The sequence below is a fragment of the Deinococcus sp. genome (assembly GCF_030523985.1).
Lineage (GTDB): Bacteria > Deinococcota > Deinococci > Deinococcales > Deinococcaceae > Deinococcus.
The window spans coordinates 38,336-55,737 of the sequence record NZ_JAUNHK010000001.1; the positions used below are offsets into that span (position 1 = coordinate 38,336).

20 protein-coding genes and 1 tRNA gene are annotated in these 17,402 nt (G+C 62.8%); 12 read left to right on the forward strand and 9 right to left on the reverse strand.

Going from position 1 to position 17,402, the window contains the following annotated elements; translation table 11 throughout:
* Positions 1-15 precede the first annotated feature (15 nt).
* From sufD to sufC, 5 genes are all read right to left on the reverse strand, one after another.
* The gene (gene sufD, locus Q4C89_RS00220) at positions 16-1,368 is read right to left on the reverse strand and encodes a Fe-S cluster assembly protein SufD (RefSeq protein WP_303100596.1); all 1,353 of its coding nucleotides are present in this window, start codon (positions 1,366-1,368) and stop codon (positions 16-18) included.
* Positions 1,369-1,371: 3 nt separating this feature from the next.
* A complete protein-coding gene (gene sufB / locus Q4C89_RS00225) occupies positions 1,372-2,778 on the reverse strand; it encodes a Fe-S cluster assembly protein SufB (RefSeq protein ID WP_303100597.1) in 1,407 nt (468 codons plus the stop codon).
* A 10-nt stretch (positions 2,779-2,788) separates the two neighbouring features.
* Positions 2,789-3,019: a Txe/YoeB family addiction module toxin gene (locus Q4C89_RS15095; protein WP_368493189.1), complete on the reverse strand. Its 231-nt coding sequence runs from the start codon at positions 3,017-3,019 to the stop codon at positions 2,789-2,791.
* A gap of 22 nt (positions 3,020-3,041) precedes the next feature.
* Positions 3,042-3,311: a type II toxin-antitoxin system Phd/YefM family antitoxin gene (locus Q4C89_RS00230; RefSeq protein WP_303100598.1), complete on the reverse strand. Its 270-nt coding sequence runs from the start codon at positions 3,309-3,311 to the stop codon at positions 3,042-3,044.
* Between the two features lie 77 nt (positions 3,312-3,388).
* A complete protein-coding gene (sufC, locus tag Q4C89_RS00235) occupies positions 3,389-4,153 on the reverse strand; it encodes a Fe-S cluster assembly ATPase SufC (protein WP_303100599.1) in 765 nt (254 codons plus the stop codon).
* A 340-nt stretch (positions 4,154-4,493) separates the two neighbouring features.
* On the opposite strand from sufC, the gene Q4C89_RS00240 reads away from it, so the two are divergent.
* The 12 genes from Q4C89_RS00240 (at position 4,494) to Q4C89_RS00295 (ending at position 13,756) form a co-directional block, all read left to right on the forward strand.
* Positions 4,494-4,578, forward strand: a tRNA-Leu gene (locus tag Q4C89_RS00240).
* 198 nt (positions 4,579-4,776) lie between these two features.
* Positions 4,777-5,046 (forward strand): 30S ribosomal protein S14, encoded by a 270-nt coding sequence (gene rpsN, locus Q4C89_RS00245; RefSeq protein ID WP_303100600.1) that lies wholly within the window; start codon positions 4,777-4,779, stop codon positions 5,044-5,046.
* Positions 5,047-5,270: 224 nt separating this feature from the next.
* The gene (gene rpsH, locus Q4C89_RS00250; RefSeq protein WP_303100601.1) at positions 5,271-5,672 is read left to right on the forward strand and encodes a 30S ribosomal protein S8; all 402 of its coding nucleotides are present in this window, start codon (positions 5,271-5,273) and stop codon (positions 5,670-5,672) included.
* Between the two features lie 75 nt (positions 5,673-5,747).
* Positions 5,748-6,305 (forward strand): 50S ribosomal protein L6, encoded by a 558-nt coding sequence (rplF, locus tag Q4C89_RS00255; protein WP_303100602.1) that lies wholly within the window; start codon positions 5,748-5,750, stop codon positions 6,303-6,305.
* Positions 6,305-6,649: a 50S ribosomal protein L18 gene (rplR, locus tag Q4C89_RS00260; RefSeq protein ID WP_303100603.1), complete on the forward strand. Its 345-nt coding sequence runs from the start codon at positions 6,305-6,307 to the stop codon at positions 6,647-6,649. The genes rplF and rplR overlap by 1 nt, the downstream gene beginning before the upstream one ends.
* Positions 6,639-7,223, forward strand: a complete 585-nt coding sequence (gene rpsE / locus Q4C89_RS00265) for a 30S ribosomal protein S5 (RefSeq protein WP_303100604.1) — start codon at positions 6,639-6,641, stop codon at positions 7,221-7,223. The genes rplR and rpsE overlap by 11 nt, the downstream gene beginning before the upstream one ends.
* Positions 7,220-7,387, forward strand: coding sequence for a 50S ribosomal protein L30 (gene rpmD, locus Q4C89_RS00270; RefSeq protein WP_303100605.1), 168 nt, complete (start codon positions 7,220-7,222; stop codon positions 7,385-7,387). Before rpsE ends, rpmD begins: the two co-directional genes overlap by 4 nt.
* The gene (gene rplO, locus Q4C89_RS00275) at positions 7,384-7,854 is read left to right on the forward strand and encodes a 50S ribosomal protein L15 (protein WP_303100606.1); all 471 of its coding nucleotides are present in this window, start codon (positions 7,384-7,386) and stop codon (positions 7,852-7,854) included. Before rpmD ends, rplO begins: the two co-directional genes overlap by 4 nt.
* On the forward strand, positions 7,854-9,173 hold the full coding sequence (secY, locus tag Q4C89_RS00280) for a preprotein translocase subunit SecY (RefSeq protein WP_303100607.1): 1,320 nt from the start codon (positions 7,854-7,856) through the stop codon (positions 9,171-9,173). The genes rplO and secY overlap by 1 nt, the downstream gene beginning before the upstream one ends.
* A gap of 158 nt (positions 9,174-9,331) precedes the next feature.
* The gene (locus tag Q4C89_RS00285; protein WP_303100608.1) at positions 9,332-9,925 is read left to right on the forward strand and encodes an adenylate kinase; all 594 of its coding nucleotides are present in this window, start codon (positions 9,332-9,334) and stop codon (positions 9,923-9,925) included.
* Positions 9,926-10,099: 174 nt separating this feature from the next.
* Positions 10,100-12,058, forward strand: coding sequence for a bifunctional diguanylate cyclase/phosphodiesterase (locus tag Q4C89_RS00290; RefSeq protein WP_303100609.1), 1,959 nt, complete (start codon positions 10,100-10,102; stop codon positions 12,056-12,058).
* Between the two features lie 201 nt (positions 12,059-12,259).
* Complete coding sequence (locus Q4C89_RS00295) at positions 12,260-13,756, forward strand: pyruvate kinase (protein ID WP_303100610.1); 1,497 nt, start codon at positions 12,260-12,262, stop codon at positions 13,754-13,756.
* Between the two features lie 225 nt (positions 13,757-13,981).
* Here the strand turns inward: Q4C89_RS00295 and Q4C89_RS00300 are convergent, their stop codons facing one another.
* From Q4C89_RS00300 to Q4C89_RS00315, 4 genes are read right to left on the reverse strand one after another with little or no spacing between them, the layout of a single operon-like run.
* A complete protein-coding gene (locus tag Q4C89_RS00300) occupies positions 13,982-14,692 on the reverse strand; it encodes an ABC transporter ATP-binding protein (RefSeq protein ID WP_303100611.1) in 711 nt (236 codons plus the stop codon).
* Positions 14,692-15,483, reverse strand: a complete 792-nt coding sequence (locus Q4C89_RS00305; RefSeq protein WP_303100612.1) for an ABC transporter ATP-binding protein — start codon at positions 15,481-15,483, stop codon at positions 14,692-14,694. The genes Q4C89_RS00300 and Q4C89_RS00305 overlap by 1 nt, the downstream gene beginning before the upstream one ends.
* A complete protein-coding gene (locus tag Q4C89_RS00310) occupies positions 15,480-16,409 on the reverse strand; it encodes a branched-chain amino acid ABC transporter permease (protein WP_303100613.1) in 930 nt (309 codons plus the stop codon). The genes Q4C89_RS00305 and Q4C89_RS00310 overlap by 4 nt, the downstream gene beginning before the upstream one ends.
* 5 nt (positions 16,410-16,414) lie before the next feature.
* Entirely contained in the window at positions 16,415-17,386 is a 972-nt protein-coding gene (locus tag Q4C89_RS00315) for a branched-chain amino acid ABC transporter permease (RefSeq protein WP_303100614.1), read from the reverse strand.
* Between the last annotated feature and the right edge of the window lie 16 nt (positions 17,387-17,402).

Consider the following 17,402-nt stretch of genomic DNA (forward strand, 5'->3'; position numbering starts at 1 on the left):
AAATTCCCGACAGCCTCAGGCCGCCCCGACCTTCTCGGCAATGATGCCCTCGATGTACTTCACGACACTCTGGAGAGGCACCCGGCTCAGTACGTCTTCCAGGAAAGCCGTGACCAGCATCTTTTCGGCCAGCTCCTTGCTGATGCCGCGTGAGCGCAGGAAAAACAGCGCTTCCTGATCCACGGGGCCAGTGGTCGAGCCGTGGCTGCAACGCACGTCGTTGGCGTTGATTTCCAGCTGGGGCACGCTGAAATTGCGGGCTTCGCTGCTCAGCATCAGGGTGCGGTGCTTCTGGTAGGCGTCGGTTTTCTGGGCGTTCAGGTCCACCTTGATCATGCCGCTGAACACGCCCACGCTTTCATCGCTGTTCACGCCCTTGTACAGCAGGTCGCTGTGCGCGTGCGCCGCCGCGTGGTGTTGCAGGGTGTAGTGGTCGAAGTGCTGATCTTCCGAGGCAAAGTACAGCGCCAGCATCTCGGAATCCGCGCCCTGACCGCGCAGGTAGCTCTGCATCTCCGTGCGGCTGAGCGTGCCGCCCATCGTCACGACGAGGCTGTTCAGCGTACCGTCGCGCTCCACGTCGCCGCGCTGGCGCTGGATGTGGGTCACGCCCTTGCCCCAGTTCTGGATAGACACGTAGCGCAGGCGTGCGCCCGACTTGACGACCAGTTCCACCGCGCCGATGGCGTAGGTGCCGGGCAGTTCTTCGCTGTCCTGCTCGTCAATAAACGTCACCTGCGCGTTTTCCTCGCAGACGACCAGCGTGCGGGTGGCCGTGTACGTCCCCGCCTCGCTCATCACGCGGAAGGAGCCGAGGGGCAATTCCACTTCCACGCCGCGTGGCACGTACACGAACGCGCCGTTCGTCCACAGGGCCGCTGCCAGCGCCGAAAACTTGCCCTCTGAGGGGTCGGGCGACTTGCTGGGCGTGGTGCCGGGGGCCGCAATGGTGGTGTCGTCGGGCACTTCGGCAGGCACCACCGAGTAGAGGTACTGCTGCACCTTGTCGGCGTGCTGCTCTACCGCCGTTTTCAGGTCGGTGAAAATCACGCCCTTCTCGCGCAGTTCGGCGGGCAGCTCGGTGCGGTAGACCACGTCGGGGCCGTCCAGCACGAGGAACGCGCCCACGTCGGTGCTGCCCAGGCGCTTTTGTACGCTTGTCGGCAACTTGGCAGTATCGGTCACCGCCTCGCGCTTGGGGTGGGGCTGAAGCGCATCGAAATCCACATCCACGCGGGTGTATTTCCAGGCTTCCACCTGCTCGGTTGGCACTTCCAGTGAGGTAAACAGCTCTAGCCCCTGCTGGCGCTTGGCGGTCAGCCACTCGGGGCCGCCTGCGGAATTGAGTTGTTCGGTGAATTTGGTCATGGCTTAACCGACGCTCCCTTCCATTTCCAGTTCGATCAGGCGGTTCAACTCCACCGCGTACTCCAACGGGAGTTCCTTGGCAATCGGCTCGATAAAACCGCGCACGATCAGGCCCGCCGCTTCGTCTTCGCTCAGGCCACGGCTTTGCAGGTACAGAATCTGCTCGTCGTTGATTTTGCTCACCGTGGCTTCGTGGCCCACGCTGGCGTCTTTTTCCTCGATCTCGATGTAGGGGTAGGTGTCGGTGCGGGCTTCTTCGTCCAGTAGCAGGGCGTCACATTCCACGTTGGTCTTGCTGCCCTTCGCGCCTTCATAAATCTTGACCAGACCACGGTAGGAGCTGCGGCCCGAATCCTTGGAAATGCTCTTGGACACGATGGTGCCGCTGGTGTGCGCCGCAAAGTGGACAATCTTCGCGCCCGCATCCTGGTGCTGCCCGCGCCCCGCCATAGCGATGCTCAGCACTTCGCCGCGTGCGCCTTCTTCCAGCAGGTAGCAGGCGGGGTACTTCATGGTCACCTTGCTGCCCAGGTTGCCGTCCACCCACTCCATCACGCCGTTGCCGTACACGGCGGCACGCTGGGTCACGAGGTTGTAGACGTTGTGGCTCCAGTTCTGAATGGTGGAATAGCGGAAGCGTGCGCCTTCCTTCACCACGATTTCGATGACGCCCGAGTGGAAGCTGTCGCTGCTGTACGCGGGCGCGGTGCAGCCCTCGATGTAGTGGGCCTGTGCGCCTTCGTCCACGATAATCAGGGTGCGCTCGAACTGGCCGCTGCTCTCGGCGTTGATGCGGAAGTATGTTTGCAGCGGAATATCCACCTTCACGCCCTTGGGAATATAGACAAAGCTACCGCCTGACCACACCGCCGAGTTAATCGCCGCGAACTTGTTGTCTTCGGGCGGCACGATGGTGGCGAAGTGCTCGCGGAAGAGGTCGGGGTATTCCTTCAGGCCGTCTTCGATGGACAGGAAGACTACGCCCAGCTTTTCCCACTCTTCCTTGAGGTTGTGGTACACCATTTCCGACTCGTACTGCGCGCCCACGCCTGCCAGCGCCGCACGCTCGGCTTCGGGAATACCCAGGCGCTCGAAGGTGTTTTTCACGTCCTCAGGCACGTCGTCCCAGGAGCGGGCGTTGAACCCTTCGGGCTTGATGTAGTAGTAAATCTCGTCGAGGTTCAGGCCCGACAGGTCTGCGCCCCACTCGGGCATGGGCTTGGCGTAAAAAATGTCCAGCGCCTTGAGACGGAAATCCAGCATCCACTGCGGCTCGTCCTTGGCCTTGGAAATCATTTCCACGACCTCGCGGCTCAGACCCTTGGGCGCTTTGATGGCGTAGCGTTCGGGGTTGCTCCAGCCGTACTCGTACTCTTTGTTGATTTGACTTGCTTCGGGATTTACGGTCACAAGGACTCCTTTATTCGTAGTGTGAGCGGCAGGCGATAACGGTGATAGCGTCGGGCTCTACGCTATAGACCAAACGGTGTTCGTCACTGAGTCGTCTGGCCCAGAATCCAGCGTAGTCGTGCTTGAGGGGTTTCGGCTTGCCAGTGCCCTGAAAAGGGGTGCGTTTGCACTCTTCCAAGAGCCTTCGCAGCTTGCGTTCCAGCCTCGGCTCGTTATCGCGAATCCAGAGGAAGTCTCCCAGCCGCGTTCGGTGAAACTAAGTTTCACGGCTGCGAGACGTCCAGCGCATCAAGGTCAGGCGTCAGTGTCTTACCGCTGCGGTATTCCGCGATAGAAGCGAGAATATGCTCACGGTTGGCGGGGTGATTCAGCACTGGGTCTGTTTCTGACCAGGGTTTGTCTTTACCCGCAGGTTTCAGAATCACGGCCTCGCCATTGTCCAAAGTGATGTAAATGGACTCGGCATTTTCAGACGCTTCCCGAACAATCCGACCAGCATTTTCTTCGAAGTATTTAAGGGAATAAGCGGTCATCTTGCCTCCTTATATCGGGAATCAAGGTCAGCGAACGTCCCAAACTCTTAGATCTTCTGACCCTTAGACATTGGCGCTTACGCCGTCGCCAGTTCCTTGACCCAGTCGTAGCCTTCGCTGTCGAGCTTCTTGGCCAGTTCGGGGCCGCCCGATTCGACGACGCGACCGTTCACGATGATGTGCACCTTGTCGGGCACGATGTAGTCCAGCAGGCGCTGGTAGTGGGTGATGATGAGGCCACCGAGGTTCTCGCCGCGCATACTGTTCACGCCCTTGGCGACAATCTTCAGCGCGTCCACGTCAAGGCCCGAGTCGGTTTCGTCCATTATGATGTAGTTGGGTTCCAGCATCAGCATCTGCAGAATCTCGTTGCGCTTCTTCTCGCCGCCCGAGAAGCCCGCGTTCAGGTAGCGTTCCACGATGCTTTCGTCCCATTCCAGCACGTCCAGGGCTTTCTTCAGCTTGCCGTAGAACTCGGTGAAGCTGACTTCTTCACCCTCACCTTTGCGGGCCTGCATGGCGAGGCGCAGGAAGTTGGCGATGGTCACGCCAGGAATTTCGACCGGGTACTGGAAAGCCAGAAACACACCGAGGCGGGCGCGTTCGTCGGGTTCCATTTCCAGAATGTTCTCGCCGTCCACCAGCACTTCGCCCTCGGTGACGGTGTACTCGGGGTCGCCCACGATCACTTTGGCGAGGGTGCTCTTGCCGTTGCCGTTCGGCCCCATGATGGCGTGCAGTTCGCCACGCGGCACCACGAGGTTGATGCCCTTGAGGATTTCCTGGTCGGTGCCTTCGACCTTGGCGTGCAGGTTGCGGATTTCGAGTTGGTGCTGGCTCATGCGTACTCCTTGGGTGGGTGATTTCAGGAATGATTCCTGTTTACCTGCCCAGTTTACCCGAAAGCCGAGTACCTCACTGTGGATTCAGAGGGAAATCAGAGGGCGAGAGGCCGCATTGTCGCTATCGCCATAGGCCATAGAAGTAAGGCCAGGCAGACACCAGGGCATCCCGGAAAACGCCGTGGAGGCACCCGCCGGGCGAGGCGACAAGTGGGGTCAAAAGCACAAGGCGTAGGCCATTTCCCGCACTCCACGCTGAGACCCTTGACAGAATCGGAGCGACTGAGTACATTAACTGAGCCTGAAACGCGCCCAAGCGCGAAAGCGCCCAAAGCGATATGCCGAGGTGGCGGAATTGGTAGACGCACTAGTTTCAGGGACTAGCGCCGCGAGGTGTGTGGGTTCAAATCCCATCCTCGGCACCACAAACTCCCAGCAGCAATGCTGGGGGCTTTTTTTGTGCTCCCATGCCGCCAACCCTCTGCTGTCTTGACTTCTTGCGGCTATCGGTATAGACGGCTCCGCCCACCTCTGTTATCATCCTTATTTGTGCATATTCCACGTGGAGTGTGCCGCTGCGCCGGAGACATCCGCGCAGAAGAGACCTGCCAAGGAGACAAAGCATGGCGAACAAGAGCAAGCTTGCCAAGCAGAAGCAGCGCGAAAAGACGGTGGCCAAGTACGCCGCCAAGCGCGCCGAGCTGAAGGCTGCGGGCGACTACTACGGCCTGAGCCAGCTCCCGCGCGACGCCAGCCCCACCCGGCTGCACAACCGCTGCGAGTTCACGGGCCGCCCCCGTGGTTACATCCGCTTCTTCGGCGTCAGCCGCATCGTGCTGCGCGAAATGGCCCACCGTGGCGAACTGCCCGGCGTCAAGAAAGCGAGCTGGTAAGACCACTCCTTTCCCTGTCCGCCCCCTGCCGGATACGAACCAACGACAAGTCTGGTCATCGTCCGGAACTGGGATATAGCCCAACAGAAGAAGCGTGAAGCTGCCCCCGGTAGCATTCGCCCAATTTCAAGAGGGAAGCCTGACCCGAAGTCGCCCGTACGGGCCGATACCCGGGCCAATTGCGGGGCCACACACGCCCCCGCCAACATGCCCCTGGAGGCATCATGTTGAGTGATCCCATCGCAGATATGCTGACGCGCATCCGCAACGCGACGCGCACGCATAAGGAAACCGTGGACATCCCGGCTTCCAAGTTCAAGGAAGAACTCGCCAAGCTGCTCGTGCGCGAAGGCTACGTTCAGAGCGTCGAGCGCACCCGTCCCGAAGGCCAGAAGTTCGACGTGCTGCGCGTCACCCTCAAGTACGGTGAGAAGCGCGAGCAGGTCATCAAGCACATCGAGCGCGTCAGCCGTCCCGGTCGCCGCGCTTACGTCAGCGCCGAAAACCTGCCCCGCATTCAGCGCGGCCTGGGTGTGGCGGTCGTGTCGACCAGCAAAGGCCTGCTGCCTGACCGCGAAGCCCGCAAGCACGGCGTCGGCGGCGAAGTCATCTGCATCCTCTGGTAATCGCCGGAACCTTTGCCCAGACGTTTAGACCTGACCCCGCCTGAATGCAGCGCGGCTTAAGGAAAAGGAGGACTCATGTCCCGTATCGGTAAACAACCCATCGCCGTGCCCAGCGGCGTGACCGTGAACGCCCAGGACGGCGTGTTCAAGGTCAAGGGGCCCAAAGGCGAACTGACCGTTCCCTACAACCCCGAACTGAGCATCAAGCAAGAAGGCGACCAGCTGCTCGTCGAGCGTCCCAGTGACGCTCAGAAGCACCGCGCCCTGCACGGCCTGACCCGCACCCTGGTCGCCAATGCGGTCAAGGGCGTCAGCGACGGCTACACCATCAACCTGGAACTCAAGGGCGTGGGTTTCCGCGCCAAGCTCGCGGGTAAGGCGCTGGAACTGACCATCGGTTACAGCCACCCCGTCGTGATTGAGCCGCCCGCTGGCGTGACCTTCGCTGTGCCTGAGCCGACCCGTATTGACGTGAGCGGCATCGACAAGCAGCTCGTCGGTCAAGTCGCCGCCAATGTCCGCAAGGTGCGTAAGCCCGACGCCTACCACGGCAAGGGTGTGCGCTTTGTTGGTGAGAAGATTGCCCTCAAGGCCGGTAAAGCCGGTGCGACGGGCGGGAAAGGGAAGAAATAATGGCTACCGCAACGACTATCCGTCGCAAGCTGCGGACCCGTCGCAAGGTGCGTACGACCACTGCTGCCAGTGGCCGCCTGCGCCTGAGCGTCTACCGTTCCAGCAAGCACATCTACGCCCAGATCATCGACGACAGCAAGGGCCAGACCCTCGCTGCCGCCAGCAGCGCCGCCCTGAAGTCGGGCAACAAGTCCGACACCGCCGCTGCCGTGGGCAAGGCACTCGCCGCCGCTGCTGCCGAAAAAGGCATCAAGCAGGTTGTTTTTGACCGTGGCTCGTACAAGTACCACGGACGCGTGAAGGCGCTCGCAGACGCAGCGCGGGAGGGTGGCCTTGACTTCTAACCGTCGCAATGACCGCATGGAGACCAGCGAATTCGAAGAGAAGATGCTCTTCGTCAACCGCACCTCCAAGACCTACCAGGGTGGTCGCCGTTTCCGCTTCGCCGCTCTCGTGATTCTGGGTGACCGCAACGGTCGCGTAGGCATGGGCATCGGCAAGGCCAAGGAAGTGCCGGTCGCCATCGAGAAGGCCAAAGCTGTCGCCCGCAAGAACATGATCACCGTTCCTGTGGAAAACGGCACCATTCCCCATGAAATCGTGGGCGAAAACAGCACCAGCCGGGTGCTGCTCAAGCCCGCCGGCCCCGGTACGGGCGTGATCGCGGGCACGGTGCCCCGCAGCATCGCCGAACTGGCTGGCATCACCAACATGCTGTCCAAGGAACTGGGCAGCCGCAACAAGGTGAACGTGGCCTACGCTGTGTTCGACGGCTTCAAGAACCTCCGCACCGCCAAGCAGGTTCGTGACCTGCGCGGAACGGACGTTCGCGCCAGCCTGAGCAGCGAAGCGCCCGCAGGTCGCAGCGCCACCACCGAAGCCGGTGAAGGCGTCGCCGACACTGGAGGGAACCAATGAAAATCAAGCTCGTGCGTAGCGTGATTGGTCGTCCTGAAAATCAGGTCAAGACCGTGAAGGCGCTGGGCCTCAGAAAAATCGGTGACGAGCGCGAAGTGAGCGATACCCCCGCCATTCGCGGCATGGTCAACACCGTCAAGCACTTGCTGGAGGTGCAGCAGTGAAACTTCATGACCTCAAGCCGACCCCCGGCAGCCGCAAGGACCGCAAGCGCGTGGGCCGTGGCCCCGGCGGCACCGACAAGACGGCGGGCCGTGGTCACAAGGGCCAGAAGTCGCGCAGCGGCGCTGGCAAGGGCCAGTTCTTCGAAGGTGGCCGCAGCCGCCTGATCGCCCGCCTGCCCAAGCGCGGTTTCAACAACGTCGGCACCACCTACGAAGTCGTCAAGCTCTCGCAGCTTCAGGACATCGAGGAAACCACCTTCGACCGTGACGTGCTGGAGGCCTACCGCCTCGTGCGCCGCAAGAACCGCCCCGTGAAGCTGCTCGCCAGTGGCGAGATCAGCCGCGCCGTGACGGTTCACGTGGACGCTGCCAGCGAAGCCGCCATCAAGGCCGTCGAAGCGGCTGGCGGTCAAGTCATCCTGCCCGAAGTCCAGACCCAGCAAGACGAAGCTCAGAAGGCGGAGTAATGCTCCGCGCCTTCCGCGACGCTTTCCGGATTCCGGACCTTCAGCGGAAGATTGTCTTCACCCTGTTGCTGCTCGCCGTCTACCGCCTGGGGAGCGCCATTCCCACCCCAGGCGTAAACAGCGCCGCCCTGAGCCAAGCCAGCTCGGGCGGCCTGTTTGGTCTCATCAGCATGATTTCGGGGGGCAATCTTTCGCAGTTTTCCATCTTCGCTCTGGGTGTGCTGCCCTATATCACGGCCAGCATCGTCATACAGCTCCTGACGACCACCATCCCGGCTCTGGAAAAACTTTCCAAGGAAGGCGAAGAAGGGCGCAAGAAGATCAACCAGTACACCCGCTACGCTGCCGTCGCGCTCGGCGCAGTGCAGGCGACCTTCTTCTCGCTCTACATCACCAGCAATCCGTCATTCGTGGCGGTGGGCTGGGACCCCGGTCTTTTCACCGTGCTGGTCATGGTGCTGACCCAGGTGGCAGGCGTGGCCTTCACCATGTGGATTGGGGAGCGCATCACCGAAGTCGGCGTCGGCAACGGGATCTCGCTGATCATCACCGCAGGCATCATTGCCGCGTACCCGCGCGAAATCGCCGCTACCGCCGAGCTGATGCGCAGCGGGCAGACCAGCCTGCTGAGCGTCGTGGCGTTTATCGCCGTCACTATCCTGACCATCGCCGGAATTGTGCGCGTGTACCAGGCCGAGCGCCGGGTGCCCGTCACTTACGCCCGCGCTCGTGGCGGGGCGGCGGGACAGGCGCGTGGAGCGGGACAGGCCACGTGGCTGCCTATCAAAGTCAACCAGGCGGGCGTGATTCCCGTGATCTTCGCGGGGGCCATGCTGATTATCCCCAACCTGATTGCCAGCGCCACCGCCACCCGCGCCCCGGACGTGAACGCCTGGATCAACTCGAACCTGGCGTTCGGACAGCCGCTCTACCTGGCCCTCGAAGCCCTGCTGATTTTCGGCTTTACCTACCTGTACAACAGTGTGCAGTTCGACCCCAAACGCATTTCCGAGCAACTGCGTGAAGCGGGCGGCTTCATTCCTGGGGTGCGTCCTGGTGGGCCGACCGCCGACTTCCTGGGTCAAATCAGCGGACGCCTGAGCCTCTGGGGAGCCATCTTCCTGGTCATTCTGACGATTCTGCCGCAGCTGGTCCAGAAGACCACTGGGATCACGACCTTCCAGTTCAGCGGAACGGGTCTGCTGATTATCGTGGGTGTGGCGCTCGAAACGCTCAAGCAGCTTGAAGCCCAGCTCACGGTGCGCCGTTACGACGGCTTCATCAGCAAGGGTCGCCTGCGCGACCGCACCAACAGCTGAGCCAGCCCATCGGTTTTTAGTCAGCCGCTCTCCTCACGGGGGGCGGTTTTTTCAGGCCGCTTTTTCATCGTGGCACGAACGAAGTTGCACGGTGCGGTCTGGGCAGTGTGCCCCGTCCGGGCGACGCAGCCTTTATGCTGTAAGCGAACGGAGGTCAAATGACACAGTCGAAAAATAAGGTCGTGATTTTTCTCGGCCCTCCCGGAGCAGGTAAGGGTACCCAGGCCGAGCGCCTGGCCCGCGAGCACAACCTCGTGCAACTCAGCACCGGTGACATTCTGCGTGACCATGTCGCCCGTGATACCGAACTGGGCCGCCAAGTCAAACCCATTCTGGAAGCGGGCCAACTCGTGCCTGACGAGATTCTGATTGCGCTGATTCGTGACCGCCTGGCCGGAATGGAGCCGGTGCGCGTCATTTTCGACGGTTTTCCCCGCACCCAGGCCCAGGCCGAAGCCCTCGACCTGCTGCTCGAAGAGCTCGGCGCGCCGGTGAGTGCCGTGCCGCTGCTCGAAGTCCCCGACCAGCTCCTGATTGACCGCATCGTGGAGCGCGGGCGTCAGGCCATTGCCAGGGGCGAGAAGCCACGCAGCGACGACAACGAGGAAACGGCCCGCAAACGCCAGCAGGTGTACCGCGAACAGACCCAACCCCTCATCGACCACTATCAGAAGCGCGGCCATCTTTATACGGTGGACGGCGTCGGCAGCATGGATGAGGTCTATAGCCGAATTACGGGTCACTTCCAGTAAAAGCAGTCGTTTCCGGGGGGAGCTTAGGCTTTCCCCTCACTTTATATGTTGCGACTGACAAGATGTAGCCGCGAGCCGGTATTATCTTTTTCGGCTTTCGGGACAGCATAATGAAATTCAAGAGTTTTTCACACTTCCCACCGAGAGCCTTTTCCTGGAACTGATCCTGTCCCCATGAGCCAGCCCGCAGACCACGCCCTCAAAGCACTCCCCAAGCGGGAAAGTGCCACCATGACTGCGCTCAAACGCCTGGCCAAGCATCTGCCGGGGTCGGGGCCACTGTGGCTCGGCATCGTGGGGCTGAGCCTGGGGTACTGGTTTGCTCTGGTGCAAAGCAACCTGCTCAGGGGCCAGGCCCAGCTCGACGGCTGGCTGGCGCTGCTGGGCCTGGCTGGAGTGCTGGTTATTGCCGTGTTGCATGCCCTCCAGCTGAGAACGCCGCGCACGCTGCTCTCCTGGCTCCTAATTCAGTCGGCAGTGGTCATGAGTGTGCGCCTGACCCTCAGCCTGTTCACGAAGTCGGCTGCCGACGTGTTGGCAGACAGTTCCACCATCCTGCTGTGGGCGCTGATTTTGCCTGTACTGGCAGCCACCACCCGCGTCAGCCCACTGGCTGCACGTCTGACCAGTATTCTGCCGCTGTTTTTTATGGGCCTGCTGCTCGCCTACGCCGCCACGCCCCAGAGCCGCAGCATGTCCACCGCCGGGTGGCTTCAGCTCGTTCAACTGAGTCTGGTGGGCTGCGGCATGCTGCTGGCCGGGCGCAGCTTTGCCGGATTGCAGCGCAAGGTGGAGCGCTACCAGCGGCGCAACCGTCGCCTGCGCCGCTTGGCCTTCTTCGATGATTTGACGCGGCTGCATAACCGCGCCTATCTGGAACAGCATTTCCGCGAACTGTTTGTGCCCGGCACCCAGGCCGCCGTGCTGTTTCTCGACCTGGACGGCTTCAAATCCATCAACGATACCCTGGGGCACGCCACTGGCGACGAGGTCCTGAAACTGGTTTCGGCGCGGGTCGAAGCCTGTGCGTGGCAGGCCAGCTGTCTGGCGCGGGTCAGTGGCGACGAATTCGTGGTGGTTTTTCCCTACGTCCACCGGGGCGAGGTCAACGCCCTGGCGCGGCAACTCGTTCAACAGCTCTCCGACCCGTTCATCCTGCGCGAACACCTGCTGCGCCTGAGCGTCTCGGTCGGGATCAGCCTGTATCCGCAGGATGGAGAAGAAGGCAACGACCTGCTGCGGCGGGCCGATGTCGCCATGTACAACGTCAAGCGCAGTGGCAAAAACGGCATGCGCTTTTACGGCGGCGAACTGCACAGCGAAGACGAACACCGCCAACTCCTCGAGCGAGAGTTACGTAATGCCGAGCAGCGTGGCGAGTTGCGACTGGTGTTTCAGCCCATCTGCTCGCTGCCCGAAGGCCGCCCGCTGTGCTTCGAGACCCTGCTGCGCTGGCAACACGCCGAACTGGGCAATGTCAGCCCCGAGCAGTTCATTCCGATTGCCGAGACCTGCGGTCTGATCGGCCCCATCGGGCGCTGGGTGCTGGCCGGGGCCCTCTCGATGCTGCGGCGCTGGCGGGACGCGGGCCTGACCGACCTGCGGGTGGCGGTCAACGTTTCGCCGCTGCAACTGATGCAGCCGGGCTTCGCCGAACTGGTTCGCACTGAACTGGAGCGGCACGGCCTGCCGCCGAGCGCCCTGGAACTCGAAGTGACCGAGGGCGTGGAGCTGCGCGACAAAGACCAGATCATGAAAACCCTGGAGCAGTTGCGGAATCTGGGAATCGTTCTGTCTCTCGACGACTTCGGGATGGGTTTCGCGTCGCTCTCTCACCTCAACGACTTGCCGGTGCAGGTGGTCAAGATCGACAAAACCTTCGTGTCCGACCTGATTCCCGATGCTGCAGCCACCGACCAGACCCGCTCGCTCTACGTCCGTTCGCTCATCTCTGCGATGGTGACCGTGGCGGCGACCCTCGACCTCGAAATTGTGGCCGAGGGCGTCGAGACCGAGCAGCAGGCCCAAGAACTGACTCGCCTGGGCTGCCATTCCGGTCAGGGCTACTACTTCCAGAAACCCATCTCCGGCGGCGAGGTGCTGGGCCTGCTGCTGCCGTCCCACAACAGCTGAATTAGCCTCACATTTCGCCTTTTCGGAACGGAACCGAAAACGCTTCATTTCCGGTTGAACGTCCTTCTTTCGCTCCTCGCTCTGCTGCTCAGCTTTTCAAAGCTCGCTCGGTTCATCTCAAGATAAACTGTGACCTCCTTGGCCGCCGCAGCAAGGCAGCAGACATGGGGCTTACGTTGGCCCGGCACACTGCGGGGCATCATGACCAGCGCCCTTGCAGATTCGGCCCACCACGCCGCGCCTCCGGAGCAAGTGGCGCTGCTGTGCCGCCAGCTTGAGCAACTGACCGGGGACGTGCAGGTCGAGGCCCAGGCGCGTTTGAGCCGCTGGCAGCCCTGGCTCAAGCGGGCTTCATATTTGCCGAGCGCCGAGAATCTGGCGCATTACCTCGCGCTGCGCTCGCGCGATGTCCGTGACCTGCAAAGCGAACTGGTGACCTGGGGCGTGTCCAGCCTGGGCCGCTGCGAACCTTACGTTTTGCCCAACCTGCGGGCGACCCAGGCGGCGCTCTCGGCCCTCGCCCAGGCCCCGCAGTGGCCCGAACGCACGGCTTTTGCGGCACTGGAATCGCGGCTGGGTGTCCATACCCGCGACCTGTTCGGAGACGCCGCCACGCCGGGCATCATGGTGACCTTTCCTTCCGAGGCGGCGCAGAACGGCGAACTGGTCACCGACCTGCTGCGAGCGGGGATGACGGTGGCCCGCATCAACCTGGCGCACGACGGCCCCGAGGAATGGCAGGCGATGCTGCGCCACTTGGAACGGGCACGCGAGACGACGGGCAAGACCTGCCGCGTGCTGATGGACCTCGCCGGGCCGAAAGTCCGCACTGGGGAACCCCAGTGGCCCGACGACCCCGAGCGCCTTCAGGTGGGCGACACGCTGGCCCTGGGCACGCGGGAGGACACCTTGCCCGGTGACTTGCCGGGCGTGACCTGCACCCTGCCCGCTGCGCTCCTTCAGGTGGAAGTGGGCGCGGAAGTCTGGTTCGACGACGGCAAGTTCGGCACGGTGGTCGAAACGGTAGAGGGCGACTGGCTGCGCCTGAAGGTCACCCACGCCCCGCTCAAGGGCGCCAAGCTGAAGGCCGAAAAAGGCATCAACTTTCCCGACACGGCGCTCGACCTGCCTGCCCTGACCGACAAAGACCGCGCCGACGTGCAGTTTGTCGCCCAGCACGCCGACCTCGTGGGCTATTCCTTCGTGCAGACGGTGGGGGACGTGGCGGCCCTGCTGGACGCGCTGAGGGCGGCGGGTGCGCCCGAACGCCTCGGCATTGTGCTGAAAATCGAAACCCGGCTGGCGGTGCAGAACTTCACCGACCTGATGGTGCGGGCGGCAGGCGAACGGCCCTGCGGCGTAATGATTGCGCGGGGCGACCTCGCCGTCGAGCTGGGCTTTGCACGGCTGGCCGAGATTCAAGAAGAAGTGCTGTGGCTGGCCGAGGCCGCGCACCTGCCCGTCATCTGGGCGACGCAGGTGCTCGAAGGTCTGGTCAAAAAAGGCCAGCGCGAACGCGGCGAATTCACCGACGCGGCGGGCGGCGTGCGGGCCGAGTGCATCATGCTGAACAAGGGGCCATACGTGGTGGACGGCGTGCGCGAACTCTCGGCCATCATCGGGCGGATGCGGCCCCACTTCGACAAGAAGCGGCCTCAGTTCCGGGCGCTGAGCGTGGCCCAGTCTGCCGGAGAATGAACTATGGATAACGTGCGGAGTGAGTATCGAGCCTCTCGTGCCGACTGGCTCTGAGCTATGGGCCATAAGGTCTGAACAGCATTTTCATGGCTCATGGCCCATAGCTCATGGCAAGGAGCAACAGCCTCTCGGCGGGTGATACGGACATACCACGTTATCAATAAGAGCAGGAACGTCTCCCCTCTCCGCTGACCGGAGGGAAGACGTTCCTTCTTACAGCCCCGACTATCCGCCCAGATAGGCGTGCAGCACCCGCTCGTCGTTCACCAGTTCGCTGCTCACGCCGCTGAAGGTCATCTGGCCCGCTTCCAGTACATAGGTGCGGTGGCTGGCGTTCATGGCGAGTTTGGCGTTTTGCTCGACCAGCAGAATGGTCATGCCCTGGCTGTTGAGTTCGGAAATGATGCTGAAAATCTCGCGCACGATGATGGGCGCGAGGCCCAGCGAAGGCTCGTCGAGCAGCAGCAGCTTGGGACGGCTCATCAGGGCGCGGGCGATGGCGAGCATCTGCTGCTCACCGCCCGAAAGCGTCCCGGCAAGCTGGGTGCGGCGCTCGCCCAGACGCGGAAACCGCTCGTACATCTGGCGAATGTCGGCCTGAATTCCGGCCCGGTCGGAGCGGACATACGCGCCCAACTCCAGGTTGTCCTCAATGCTCTGCCGCGCCAGCACCTGCCGCCCTTCCGGACTCTGGGCGATGCCGATTTTCACGGCTTCGTCGGCGGGAATGCGGGTGATGTCGCGCCCACCGAAGCGAATGCTGCCCGATACAGGCCGCAGCATCCGCGACACCGCCCGCAGCGTGGTCGTCTTGCCCGCGCCGTTGGCCCCGATGAGGGTGACGACTTCGCCCTCGCCCACTTCCAGACTCAGGCCGCGCACCGCCTGAATCGCGCCGTAGTTGACGCTCAGATTCTCGATTTGCAGCAGGGCCATCACTCGCCTCCCAGATAAGCTTCGATGACGCGGGGGTCGCGCTGCACGCTGGCGGGGTCGCCAATGGCAATCAGTTCACCGAAATTGAGCACTGCCACCCGGTCACACAGCCCCATGACCAGCGGCACATGGTGTTCGATGAGCAGCACCGTCAGGTCGAAGTGGTCGCGCACCTCTCGGATAAACGCCGTCAGTTGGCCCTTTTCCGAGGTGTTCATGCCCGCCGCCGGTTCATCGAGCAGCAGCACACGCGGCTCAGTGGCGAGGGCGCGGGCGATTTCCAGTTTGCGCTGGTCGCCGTAGCTGAAGTTGGCGGCGAGTTCACCCGCCCGGTCACTCAGGCCCACCAGGTCGAGCAGTTCCCAGGCGCGGCGCTCTACGGCCTGCTCCTCGGCCCGCGTCAGACCAAAGACGCCCGCCCACAGGCCCGCCTTGGTGCGCGCATGTTGGGCAATCTTGACGTTTTCCAGCGCTGAGAGGTCGCGGAAGAGGCGAATGTTCTGAAAAGTGCGGCTCATGCCCGCTTCGGCGACCCGAAAGGGCGGCAGGCCGGTCATGGAGCGCCCTTCATAGCTGAGGGTGCCGCTGCTAGGCGGGGTCAGGCCCGTCATCAGGTTGAAGAGGGTGGTCTTGCCCGCCCCGTTGGGGCCGATCAGCCCGAAAATCTCGCCCTGGCGCACCTCGAACGACACGTCGTTGACCGCCACCAGACCGCCGAAACGCCGGGTCATGTTGCGGGCTTCCAGCACGGTGGGCCGGGAAGTCACAGCCGCCGAAGTCATAGCGGTCATGGTTTCACCTCGGCACGTTCCAGTCCGGCGGGCCGTTGCGGAGGCGGGGGTCGGCGCAGGCGGGTGAGTGCCCCCACGATGCCCTGCGGCAGATACAGGCTGGCGATGACCAGCACCACGCCGTTGATGACGAGTCGCCAGTCGGCCAGCGAACGCAGCACCTCGGGAATGGCGGTCAGCAGCGCCCCGCCGATGACCGGCCCCCAGATGTTGCGCGAGCCGCCGATCAGCACGAAGGCCAGCACCGCAATCGAGGCGTCGAAGGTCCCCTGCTTGGCGTTCCAGGTGTTGAGGAAGGGCGCACTCATCGCGCCGACGATGCCTGCCAGCACCGCGCCGATGACGAAGGCCAGCACCTTGTAATAGGTGGGGTTCACGCCCATGGCGTCGGCAGCGAGTTCGTCCTCACGAATGGCGCGGAAAGCCCGGCCCACCCGCGACTTTTCCAGTTGACGGGCAAACAGCAGCGTGAGAATCAGCAATGGCCCGAACACCCAGATGTACTGCCAGCGGTCACCGAAGTCGAACGCCTGCGGAATCCCGAAGATGCCCACCGCGCCCCCGGTGATGCTGAGGTTCAGCGACACCACCCGCAGAATCTCCACGAAGGCAATCGTCGCCAGCGCCAGATAGATGCCGCGCAGCCGCAGCGCCGGAACGCCGACGATCAATCCCAGCAGCCCGCACAGCAGCGCCGCCGCCAGCCACGTCACCGGAAAGACGAACTGGCCCAGCGCATCACGCAGTCCCGACAGCGACGGGTGGGTCAGCATAATCGCCGCCGCGTACCCGCCCACCGCGTAAAAGCCGGGGGTCGCCAGACTGAGCTGCCCTGCTTGCAGGGGAAAGTAGAGGCTCAGGCCCAGCAGTCCGGCCTGAATCATGGTCACGATAAGAAAGCCGTAGGTCGCTAGAAATTCGCCCATTGCACTCACACCTTCTGAATCTGGGCCGTGCCCAGCAGCCCCTGCGGGCGCACGAGCAGGATGATGAACAGCAGCGCGAACGCCACGGCGTCCTTGTAGGCGCTGTAGCTACTCGGCACGAAGGCTTCGGCCAGACCGATGACCAGCCCGCCCAGCACCGCGCCGGGAATGCTGCCCAAGCCGCCCAGCACGATGACCGCCAGCCCCTTGAGGCCGTAGGGCTGCCCGAAGTACGGCCCGGCGATGTTGAACGCCATGCTGACCAGCGTACCCGCCAGCCCCCCCAGGAACCCCGACAGGAAAAAGGTAATCAGGATGTAGCGGTCCACGCTGATGCCCAGCAGGCTGGCGGTGCCGGGATTTTCGGCCACGGCCCGCAGCGCCTTGCCGATTTTGGTGCGCCCGATGACGTAGCCCAGCAGCGCCAGAATCAGCATGCTGACGAAGAAGATGATGACCTGCACGGTGGTGATGCCCAGAATCTGCCCGCCCAGCTTGAATTCGATGGCGGGCTGCACCTGACCGTAGGCGTTTTCGGGATAGCTGTAGATTTCTGCGCCCACCAGCAGTTGAATCACGTTGACCAGAATCAGCGCCACGCCCAAGCTGCTCACCAGGGCCAGCAGCGGGTCAGCCGAGCGCGAGCGCATAGGCCGGAAGGCCAGCCGCTCGATGACCACCGCCAGCAGTCCCGCCAGCACCGACGCGATCAGGGTCGCCAGGGCAAAGCCCCAGCCGCTGCCAGCAAAGGGCGAGCCGTTCGGAAACAGGTTCAGACCGCCCAGCAGCCCGCTGGCAAACTGCCCCGACACCAGCGCGTAGGTGAAGTAGGCCCCCAGCGTAAACACCGCCGTCTGCGCGAAGTTGATGATGCCCAGAATGGAAAAGACCAGCGTGTAGCCCAGCGCAAAAATGGCGTACACGCTGCCAATCGCCAGCCCATTGAGCAGGCTCTGGATGATTTGGGGAAAGTCCATGCGTCTCCTTGTAAGA

Excerpts from the sequence above, each read along its gene's own strand:
- sufD (WP_303100596.1), bottom strand. The coding sequence starts at position 1,368 with ATGACCAAATTCACCGAACAACTCAATTCCGCAGGCGGCCCCGAGTGG.
- Q4C89_RS00230 (WP_303100598.1), bottom strand. The coding sequence starts at position 3,311 with ATGACCGCTTATTCCCTTAAATACTTCGAAGAAAATGCTGGTCGGATT.
- sufC (WP_303100599.1), bottom strand. The coding sequence starts at position 4,153 with ATGAGCCAGCACCAACTCGAAATCCGCAACCTGCACGCCAAGGTCGAA.
- rpsN (WP_303100600.1), top strand. The coding sequence starts at position 4,777 with ATGGCGAACAAGAGCAAGCTTGCCAAGCAGAAGCAGCGCGAAAAGACG.
- rpsH (WP_303100601.1), top strand. The coding sequence starts at position 5,271 with ATGTTGAGTGATCCCATCGCAGATATGCTGACGCGCATCCGCAACGCG.
- rplF (WP_303100602.1), top strand. The coding sequence starts at position 5,748 with ATGTCCCGTATCGGTAAACAACCCATCGCCGTGCCCAGCGGCGTGACC.
- rplR (WP_303100603.1), top strand. The coding sequence starts at position 6,305 with ATGGCTACCGCAACGACTATCCGTCGCAAGCTGCGGACCCGTCGCAAG.
- rpmD (WP_303100605.1), top strand. The coding sequence starts at position 7,220 with ATGAAAATCAAGCTCGTGCGTAGCGTGATTGGTCGTCCTGAAAATCAG.
- secY (WP_303100607.1), top strand. The coding sequence starts at position 7,854 with ATGCTCCGCGCCTTCCGCGACGCTTTCCGGATTCCGGACCTTCAGCGG.
- Q4C89_RS00285 (WP_303100608.1), top strand. The coding sequence starts at position 9,332 with ATGACACAGTCGAAAAATAAGGTCGTGATTTTTCTCGGCCCTCCCGGA.
- Q4C89_RS00290 (WP_303100609.1), top strand. The coding sequence starts at position 10,100 with ATGAGCCAGCCCGCAGACCACGCCCTCAAAGCACTCCCCAAGCGGGAA.
- Q4C89_RS00295 (WP_303100610.1), top strand. The coding sequence starts at position 12,260 with ATGACCAGCGCCCTTGCAGATTCGGCCCACCACGCCGCGCCTCCGGAG.
- Q4C89_RS00300 (WP_303100611.1), bottom strand. The coding sequence starts at position 14,692 with ATGGCCCTGCTGCAAATCGAGAATCTGAGCGTCAACTACGGCGCGATT.
- Q4C89_RS00305 (WP_303100612.1), bottom strand. The coding sequence starts at position 15,483 with ATGACCGCTATGACTTCGGCGGCTGTGACTTCCCGGCCCACCGTGCTG.
- Q4C89_RS00310 (WP_303100613.1), bottom strand. The coding sequence starts at position 16,409 with ATGGGCGAATTTCTAGCGACCTACGGCTTTCTTATCGTGACCATGATT.
- Q4C89_RS00315 (WP_303100614.1), bottom strand. The coding sequence starts at position 17,386 with ATGGACTTTCCCCAAATCATCCAGAGCCTGCTCAATGGGCTGGCGATT.